The 7,951-nt window shown below is 67.1% G+C and carries 9 protein-coding genes; 5 read left to right on the top strand and 4 right to left on the bottom strand.

All coding sequences use genetic code 11. The annotated features are described in order from the left end of the window. Positions 1 to 2: 2 nt before the first annotated feature. Positions 3 to 1,475 (top strand): lipid II flippase MurJ, encoded by a 1,473-nt coding sequence (locus DXT74_RS01985; protein WP_194427187.1) that lies wholly within the window; start codon positions 3 to 5, stop codon positions 1,473 to 1,475. A gap of 61 nt (positions 1,476 to 1,536) precedes the next feature. On the opposite strand, the gene DXT74_RS01980 is transcribed toward DXT74_RS01985, so the two are convergent. After that, complete coding sequence (locus DXT74_RS01980; protein WP_043642350.1) at positions 1,537 to 1,926, bottom strand: VOC family protein; 390 nt, start codon at positions 1,924 to 1,926, stop codon at positions 1,537 to 1,539. A 21-nt stretch (positions 1,927 to 1,947) separates the two neighbouring features. Continuing rightward, positions 1,948 to 2,502 carry a cysteine hydrolase family protein gene (locus DXT74_RS01975; RefSeq protein ID WP_043642348.1) on the bottom strand — a complete coding sequence of 185 codons (555 nt, stop codon included), beginning with the start codon at positions 2,500 to 2,502 and terminating at the stop codon, positions 1,948 to 1,950. A gap of 985 nt (positions 2,503 to 3,487) precedes the next feature. Between DXT74_RS01975 and DXT74_RS01970 the strand changes: the two genes are divergently transcribed. After that, positions 3,488 to 3,937 carry a hypothetical protein gene (locus tag DXT74_RS01970; RefSeq protein WP_194427186.1) on the top strand — a complete coding sequence of 150 codons (450 nt, stop codon included), beginning with the start codon at positions 3,488 to 3,490 and terminating at the stop codon, positions 3,935 to 3,937. A gap of 49 nt (positions 3,938 to 3,986) precedes the next feature. Here the strand turns inward: DXT74_RS01970 and DXT74_RS01965 are convergent, their stop codons facing one another. Then, on the bottom strand, positions 3,987 to 4,703 hold the full coding sequence (locus tag DXT74_RS01965; protein ID WP_081549963.1) for a helix-turn-helix transcriptional regulator: 717 nt from the start codon (positions 4,701 to 4,703) through the stop codon (positions 3,987 to 3,989). Between the two features lie 80 nt (positions 4,704 to 4,783). Here DXT74_RS01965 and DXT74_RS01960 point away from each other — a divergent pair, with 80 nt between their 5' ends. From DXT74_RS01960 to DXT74_RS01950, 3 genes are read left to right on the top strand one after another with little or no spacing between them, the layout of a single operon-like run. Then, complete coding sequence (locus DXT74_RS01960) at positions 4,784 to 5,410, top strand: DUF6058 family natural product biosynthesis protein (protein WP_194427185.1); 627 nt, start codon at positions 4,784 to 4,786, stop codon at positions 5,408 to 5,410. After that, positions 5,407 to 6,513 (top strand): cytochrome, encoded by a 1,107-nt coding sequence (locus tag DXT74_RS01955; RefSeq protein ID WP_194427184.1) that lies wholly within the window; start codon positions 5,407 to 5,409, stop codon positions 6,511 to 6,513. The genes DXT74_RS01960 and DXT74_RS01955 overlap by 4 nt, the downstream gene beginning before the upstream one ends. Further along, positions 6,510 to 6,863 (top strand): antibiotic biosynthesis monooxygenase, encoded by a 354-nt coding sequence (locus DXT74_RS01950; protein WP_194427183.1) that lies wholly within the window; start codon positions 6,510 to 6,512, stop codon positions 6,861 to 6,863. Before DXT74_RS01955 ends, DXT74_RS01950 begins: the two co-directional genes overlap by 4 nt. Here DXT74_RS01950 and DXT74_RS01945 read toward each other — a convergent pair. Further along, complete coding sequence (locus DXT74_RS01945; protein WP_194427182.1) at positions 6,835 to 7,617, bottom strand: class I SAM-dependent methyltransferase; 783 nt, start codon at positions 7,615 to 7,617, stop codon at positions 6,835 to 6,837. The genes DXT74_RS01950 and DXT74_RS01945 overlap by 29 nt on opposite strands. Positions 7,618 to 7,951: the final 334 nt, after the last annotated feature.

The raw sequence follows: 7,951 nt of genomic DNA, 5'->3' as shown, positions 1-7,951 counted from the left end.
CCATGTTCGGTCCCGCCGCCTTATTGACCCTGGCCACGCTGGCCGGCCTGTTGGCCGGTTTCGCCCGCGAGTGGCTGCTGGTGGCCGCCTGGGGGGCCGGCGGGCGCAGCGACGCCTTTCTGGTGGCGATGTTCCTGCCGGAAGCCTTGCGCACTCTGCTGGCCGGCGGTTTGCTGTCCGCCGCGCTGCTGCCCTTGTGGCAAGCGCAGACGCCGGCGCGGCGCGGCGCCTGGCTGGCTGGTCAACTGCGCCACTGGCTGGGCGTTGGCTTGGGCCTGGCCGCGTTGTTGAGCCTGGCCGCGCCATGGCTGACGCGGGCGCTGGCGCCCGGCGTCGACGCCGCTCACGCGGCGCAGGCCGCCGCCGCGCTGCGTTGGCTGGCCTGGCTGGCACCCGGCCTGTTGGTCCAGGCGGCGCTGGCGGCGCCGCTGCAAGCCCAGGGCCGTTTCCTGCTGGCCGGATTGGGGTCGCTGCTGTTCAATCTGCCGGCGGTGTCATACCTGTATTGGGCCGGACCGGCCGCAGAGGCGGCCACGCTGGCGCAATGCTTTCTTGTCGGCAGCCTGCTGATGGCGGCGGCGCTGCTGCCCGGCAACTGGCGGCTGGGTTGGCGGCCCTGGCTGCGAGCCGGCCGCGGCGAAGCCGGCCAGGCCTGGCGGCAGTTGTGGCCCTTGCTGGCCAGCGGCGCCGCCAGCCAGGGCCTGGGCTTGCTGGAGCGGGTGGCCGCTTCGTTGTTGGGGGAGGGAACGATTACCCTGCTCAACCTGGCGCGCAAGCTGATCAATCTGCCGCTGATCGCGCTGATGAGTTTGAACCAGGTGCTGTTGAGCAAGATGAGCGGAGCGCTGGGCGCGGACCGGTTGCGGTTGCTGGATAGCGGCCTGGCCGCCTGCACTCTGTTGACCCTGCCGGCGGCAGCCGGTTTGATCGGCGCCGCGCCGGCGCTGGTGGCCTTGTTGCTGCCGGCCGGGCTGGCGGCGAGCAGCCTGCCGCTGCTGCTGGCGCTATACGCGCCGGGCATTGTGTTCGGCGCCTGGAACGCGCTGTTGGCGCGCTATTGCTACGCCGGCGGCGATACCCGCGGGCCGATGCTGCTGGAACTGGCGGGCAGCGCGTTGAGCGCGGCGCTGCTGCTGACGCTGCCGCGCTGGCTGGGCTTGCCCGGCCTGGCGCTGGCCGCCTTGGCGGGAGTATGGCTGACCGGCGGCCTGCTCGCCGCCCGCTTGGGTCAGGGCCTGTTGCCAAGGCTGGTCCGCCAGGGCCTGACGGCGTCCGTACCGTTGGCCGCCGCCGGCCTGCTACTGTTTCCGCTGCGCGGCTTCGGCCCGTGGCCGCAACTGGCGTTGGCCGCCGTGGCCGGCGCTGTGCTGTTGCTGGTTCTGGGCTGGCGTTTTAGAGCCGGCTCAAAGTCTCGCGAGCAAGAGCGAGGCAAGGCGAAAACGGCTGAGGAAGCGGAATCTACAAGAAGTACATGAGCATTCCGAAGACGTTTTCAACGCCGTATCGCCGAAGCGCGGCAGACCTTGAACAGGTTCTTTAGGAAATGGGCGAGCACAACTCCAACAGCAAGCCATCCGGACAACGCAGATGGGACACGGTCTGGCCCCAGGGCTTGAGCGACGGCGCTTGCAGTTCAACGCCGCCGTGGCGCAAGGCCTGGGCGTGCGCGGCGGCCACGTCGTCGGTGACCAGCGCGATTTCCATGCCCAGCGGCAGCGGCGAGGCGTCCGCCGCCACATAGCCTTCCGGCAGATTCATCCGGCCCAGCGGGTGGGCGGCGAACGCCAGAGTGGTGGCGCCGGTGTCCAGCTCGCCGTAATCGCCGGATTCGTGCAGGAAGCGGCGCTTCAGGCCGAAGGCGTTTTCAAAGAAGGCCAGCGAGGCGGCGACGTCGGAGACGTAGAGAATGGTGTAACCGAATTGCATGGTTGAGCTCCTGATCAGGGTTTATTGCAGTTGCCGCAGAATGTCGGCGCATTCAACGACGCGAGCGTACTCGCCGTCCAGATTGGCCAGCGCCATGGCGTGCACTTCATCTGCGCTGCGGGGTGTGCCGGCGTAGTCCACTTTGTCGAAGGCGAAGCAGGCGTCCGCGGCCACCAGGGTGCGGAAGCCGAGGTTGCCGGCGCTGCGGGCGGTGGCTTCCACCGAGTTGTTGGTGCTGACGCCGACAATGAGCAGTTGTTCGATGCCGCGCACGCGCAGCCAGCGTTCCAGGCCGCTGTGTGCGAAGGCGTCCGGCACGTTCTTTTCCATGACGTGTTCGCTCGCCAGCGGGGTCAGCGCCGGCTGGAATTCGACGCCGGGCTGGCCGGGCCAGAACGGTGAGCCGGGGGTGCGGGAAATGTGGCGCACGTGAACCAGCGGCGCGCCGGCCTGGCGCCAGGCGTTCAGCAGTTGGGCGATATTGGCTTCGGCCTGGGGGTTGTTGCGCGGGCCGGCTTCGGGGCGGCTCATGCCTTGTTGCATGTCGATGATGATGAGGGCGGGGGCGGTGTGCATGGCAGGAATGCCGGGGTCATGGCGGGGGTTTAGTGTAGCAGGGGAGGCGGGGGTGTGCCGATGGCTTGGGATTGGTTTTGTGGAGGGGCTTACGGTCTTTAGATAGCTTTGTGCTTGGAGAGAGTTGTTTTGTTGAATCCGCTGCGCGGATGATATTTTTGATTGCCGGGGCTGCCCGGCGGGCAGGAAGGGGAATTTGCTCGGCCAAATTCCCCTTCACCCCAAAGGCCGCCCTGCAAGCCTGGCCTACGGCTTCCCGCCGGTTCCCGTCAGGCCCGAGGCGCGGCTGAACTCGCAGCGCGCTAACGTCGCGCTGCTCGAACAAGCAGCCGCTTAAGACCTCGGGCCTGCCACCCGTCGGCAGGCTTGAAGGGACCTGGGGCGCGTCGGATACATGCTTTCTTTATAGGGAGCTAGGCTTATCCACAGACAAGAGCAATGGGGCCAAGTTACCCACAGAAATGCCCCACTTTGCTAAACGACCCCTCTTATTCAAAAAAGACCACCTCGTGTAGCGCCCAAGTGTCACCTCGGGGCGCGCTCCGGGTTTCGCATCCTGGGGGACGAGCGGGGATGGAAGGGGGCGGCGGCCCGCCCCCTCCCCGTTCGCCGCGCGGAAAGCGGCACCTAATTAATATCCGCGTAGCGGATTCAAAACCAGATCACTCAACAAGTAAGCCACGCTCAATCAAAGCAACCACTCCACCTTGACCCCAACCGCCCCCTCGGCAACAATCCCCCCGTTGCCGCCAAAACAAGCGGCACACGGGATTGGCGTCCCGTCGCTAGCATTAACCCTGGGCCTACGCAGCATGCTGCGTGGGCTGCTTTGCCATGGCAGCGCCATTCGGCAGGCGTGTGGGAGGAGAGTGCCATGCACTCGCCGGTTTAATGCTAGCCCGGTACGCCAATCCTGCCACGCGCCTGCCTCACCTCAGCTTCCCCCGGCAGGTGGTTTATCTTGTGTCACAGCAGGAGAAACACCATGCATCACGCTCAAAACTTCCCTCGTCGTCGCCGCTACAAACTGCACTCGCTGGAGCAGCAGGAAGTCTTGCTTCCCTTTGTTCGTTTCTGCCCCGGCCGCACCTATGCGCATTACTGGCAAATGCCCACGCCCCGTAAGGATTACCCCGCCGACAGCGCCTACGGCCGCGAATGCGCGGCCCACCTGCTGCAATGGATGAAGGACAACCGCGAATACGTTGGCAAAGGCCTGCTCAGCCGCGTGGCGCGCGACATCGATTTTGACGACCGCGATGGACGCGGTCAGTGGATGGGTTTCTTCAACTATCTGGAAATCATGATGCTGTTGGGTGCCGACCGGGTCAGGGTCTACCGCCATGTCGATAGTCAACATCAGTTCTATCTGGCGCTGGGACAACGGCTCAAGCTGGAGGCGCGTTTCCGTCGCATCCGCCTGCGCAATCGCTGACCTCCGCCGCGTGGGTATCGCCGTCCGGCGATACCCACCTTAATCCCCCTCACTCCCCTCGCAGCTGCTCGCTGCCCACTCCGCATTCCTGCTTCAAGAAGGCGTAACCGGCCGGCGTGATCCGCAAGGCGCGGCTGTCGTTGCGGCGCTCGGTCAGGCCGCGCAGCAAAAAGGCCTGGCACAGGGCCGCGCCCAGGCTGCCGGCGATGTGGTCGCGGCGTTCGCTCCAGTCCAGGCAGGCCCGCGCCAGCGGCCGGCGCGGACGGGCGATGCCGTCCAGTTGAATGTCCAGCCGCGCCGCCAGCCAGTCCGAGCCGGCCGGCGTCACCGCGAACTCGCGCTCCTCGCGCCGTTGCAGCAGTTGCTGCTGTTGCAGGAAGTCGGCGACGACGATGCCCAGCCGGCCAGCAAGGTGGTCGTAGCAGCTGCGCGCCAGGCGGATGTCGGCGTTGCCCTTGGGGCGCACCGCGGCGTGGTGGCCGGCGGCGGCGGACAAGGCTTCCAGCGCATGAGCGATGGCGGGGCTGGCCAGCCCGTAATAGCGGTGGCGGCCGCGCTGTTCCACCCGCACCGCCTGGCCGTGCAGCAGCTTGGCCAGATGGTTGCTGGCCGCTTGCGGCGACAGGCCGGCGGCCTGGGCCAGGTCGCTGGCCGGGTAGAGGCGGCCGTCTTGCAACAGCAGCAGCATCAGCGCGCGGCCGGGATCGGCCAGCAGGCTGGCCAGGCGGCTGATGTCGGGTATGCGGTCGTGCGGGGTTGCAAGCATGGTTCATCCTCGGCTGAAACTTTGGCGGACGCCGCCGGCTACGATAAACCCATCGTCAAGTTGGAACAAGGAGAGCGGGAGTGGAGGATTTGCTGGACTATTTGCGCCGTCATTTTCTGGCGGAACCGGAGCTGTTGGCGCACAGCGGTGTGAGCCTGGACACTTTGCGCGGCTGGCAGCGGGCCGGCGCGGCGCCGTGGCCGTCGTACCGGCTGACGCTGGCCGGGGAGGCGGCGTCCTGCATGGGCTCGGCGGCCTTGAGCGCGGAGTCGGCCTGGTATCCGCGGGGCATGCTGTGTTGGTTGGGTCAGGCGCTGGCCTTGGACGGCGAGCCGGAGCGTTTGCGCACCGGCTTTGAGAGCGCGTGGCGCGAGGGGCTGGCGGCGTTGGAGCTGCCTCCTGCCGAGGCGGAGCCGGACTTGGCGGCCGTGTGGCGGGATTTCCTGGCCGGAAGCTACGGGGTGTGCACCCGCGCCGGCTTGCCGGGGGAGGTCGCGCAGAAGGAGGCGCTGGTGTCGCTGATCGACGCGTTGACGGATCGTCAACGCCGGCCCGGGTTGGCGCCGGCCGAACGTGAGCGCCTGGCGTGGGCGGTGGATTTGCTGGACGAGGTAGCGGCGCCGTTTGCGCCGCATGAGCGAGCGGGTAGCTCGCGCGCGCGCTGCGTGGAGCTGACGCGGTGGCGGTATCTGGGAGCGGCGGCGTGAGCGCCTGGCCCTCGGACCCGCTGGCGGCGGTGGTCCACGCCCATCCCTATCCCTATTACCGGGATCTGGCGCAGCGACAGCCATTGTATTTTGATGCCGGCCTGGGGTTGTGGGTGGCCGCCGGCCACGCGGCGGTACAGGCGGCGCTGGCTTCAGCGACATGCCGGGTGCGGCCGCTGGAGCAGCCCGCGCCGCCGCCACTGGGCGATGGCGGCTTGGCGCGGACTTTCTGTCTGTGGGCGCGGATGAGCGAGGCGCCGCGCCATCCGGCCTTGAAGGCGGCCTTGAACCGGGCCTTGGCGACGGTGGCGGGCGCGGAGGCCGGAGGTTTGGCGGAAACTCTGGCGCGAGACTGGCTGGCGCGCGAACCATTGAATGGAGGCTTGCTGGACCGGATGGCGCAGGGTTTGCCGGTGCTGACGCTGGCGAGTTTGCTGGGGCTGCCGATGGAGGACGCGCCGGGTTTGGTCGCGGAGGTGGTGGCTTTGGCGCGGGCGTTGGCGGCGGATGCCGACGCCGAGGCGCTGGCGAGCGGGGAACGGGCTTTGGCGGCGTTGCAGGCTCGGGTGGTCAAGGCTTTGCCGCGGTCCGGCGGCCTATTGGCGGTATTGCGACGCGAGTGGACGGAGGAGGAAGCGGCGCTGACGGCGAACGTGATCGGCCTGCTGTTCCAGAGCCTGGACGCCGGCGCCGGCCTGTTCGCCGCCGCGGTCTGGCATCAGGCCCATGGCCGTCCGCTGGCGGCGGGCGCGGCGGCGGCTTGGGCCTGGCTGGCCTTGCATGATCCGGTCTTGCACAACACCCGTCGCTTTACCGCGGGGGAGTGGTCCCACGGCGGGCAGACGGTGCCGGCCGGCGCTTCCGTGCTGGTGGTGTTGGCTGCGGCGGCGCTTGACCCGGCAGGGCCGGGCGAAGGTTTGATGTTTGGCGCGGGTAGGCATGCGTGTCCAGGCCAGGCGCTGGCGCTGGAGATTGCCCGCGGCGGCTTGGCCGCCTTGGCGGCGGTGCGGCCGGATTGGAAAACCTTGACGGCGGCGGCGCGTTTTCGCCGGCTGCCCAATGCGCGCGTGCGCATCTACGACGAGGAAGGGAGTGCGGAATGATTGCGGTGATTTTCGAGGTGGAACTGGCCGAGGGCGGCCGGGATGGGTATCTGGGCTGGGCGGAGCGCCTGGGGCGGGAGTTGGCGACGGCGGACGGTTTCCTGTCCATCGAGCGGTTCGTCAGCCTGAACCGACCGGACAAGATGCTGTCGTTGTCGTTCTGGCGCGATGAAGAAGCGGTGGCGGCCTGGCGGCGGTTGGAGCCGCATCGCGCGGCGCAGCGGCAGGGCCGGGAGGCTTTGTTCGCCGATTACCGGCTAAGGGTGGCGACGGTGTTGCGGGACTATGGGATGAACGAGCGGGAACAGGTCCCTGATGGCGTTAGCCCAGAGCCGGGTTCAAGGCCTTGATCACGTAGAGATCAAAGCGGGTGGACTTGCCGTCCAGTACCGCGGACGGTTTCACGCCTTCGATGGCCGCGCCCAGCCGCGGCCGTTTCACCACCACGCGGTTCTTGGCCGCGGCGATGGCGGCTTGCAACAGCGCGGCGCTGTCCTGGTCGTCGCCTATCACCTGCTGAAAGGCTTGCATGTCCTTTTTGGCGGCCGCGCTTTTCTTGTCGGTATCCGGGAACATCGGGTCGACGAAGACCACATCCGGCCGTTCGGCCTCGTCCAACGCGGCCAGCCAGGCGATGGAGCTGGCGTGAACCAGTTGCATGCGAGCGGCGATGTCGGCGGTGTCCGGGTGGCCGGCGGCGCGTTCCAGCGCGTCGGCCAGCAGCGCGGCGGCCACCGGCGAGCGCTCCACCAGGGTGACGCGGCAGCCCAGACCGGCCAGCACAAAGCTATCGCGGCCCAGGCCGGCGGTGGCGTCCACCACATAGGGCAGCTCCTTGGCGCCTTTCAGACCGATGGCCTTGGCTACCGGCTGGCCGCGGCCGCCTCCCTGCTCGCGGCGATGTTTGGCCGCGCCTTCGACGAATTCCGCATACACCGCGCCGTGTTTGCCGGTGGTCAGCAGTTCCAGTCGTTCCTCCCCTAGTTCCAGCCAATAGCCTTGTTGCGGTCTTTGCTCCAGCAGCGGCAAAGCGAAACGCTGGCTCAGCAGACGGGCGGCGTCCAGGCGGTGAGGACAAGCGCAGTACAGGGGAGTGGCGGGCATGGAGAAATCCTTGGATGGAGCGGACGGCGGACGAACGATACGGGATGGCGCGGGCGAGGGCAAGCCGCGGCATTCTGCATATGTTGATCAAATATCGTGCGCGCTACGTATTTGCACTTAGCTTACTTCGCGTGAGGAACAACTATTTTTAAAGAGGGCTCTTCTTCATTGTGCTTGACAGCTTTTGTCAGCTTGCGGGCGGCCAGGTTTGTTACGTTGTCGCAGTTGTTCTGATTTGAATTTATTTAATTGTCATTTATTTTTGCTTTGATACAGGTTCTAATCCGCTGAGCAGCTTTTGGGATGCAGTCATTGGCGTGGTTCGACCGGTGCT

The sequence above is a fragment of the Chromobacterium sp. Rain0013 genome (assembly GCF_015291765.1).
Classification (GTDB): domain Bacteria; phylum Pseudomonadota; class Gammaproteobacteria; order Burkholderiales; family Chromobacteriaceae; genus Chromobacterium; species Chromobacterium haemolyticum.
Note: the sequence above shows the minus strand (reverse complement) of the source record. Positions and strands in the feature narration are given on the sequence as shown.

Coding starts and splice junctions, on each gene's coding strand:
- DXT74_RS01980 (WP_043642350.1), bottom strand. CDS start 1,926: ATGCAATTCGGTTACACCATTCTCTACGTCTCCGACGTCGCCGCCTCG.
- DXT74_RS01985 (WP_194427187.1), top strand. CDS start 3: ATGTTCGGTCCCGCCGCCTTATTGACCCTGGCCACGCTGGCCGGCCTG.
- DXT74_RS01965 (WP_081549963.1), bottom strand. CDS start 4,703: ATGCTTGCAACCCCGCACGACCGCATACCCGACATCAGCCGCCTGGCC.
- DXT74_RS01950 (WP_194427183.1), top strand. CDS start 6,510: ATGATTGCGGTGATTTTCGAGGTGGAACTGGCCGAGGGCGGCCGGGAT.
- DXT74_RS01975 (WP_043642348.1), bottom strand. CDS start 2,502: ATGCACACCGCCCCCGCCCTCATCATCATCGACATGCAACAAGGCATG.
- DXT74_RS01945 (WP_194427182.1), bottom strand. CDS start 7,617: ATGCCCGCCACTCCCCTGTACTGCGCTTGTCCTCACCGCCTGGACGCC.
- DXT74_RS01970 (WP_194427186.1), top strand. CDS start 3,488: ATGCATCACGCTCAAAACTTCCCTCGTCGTCGCCGCTACAAACTGCAC.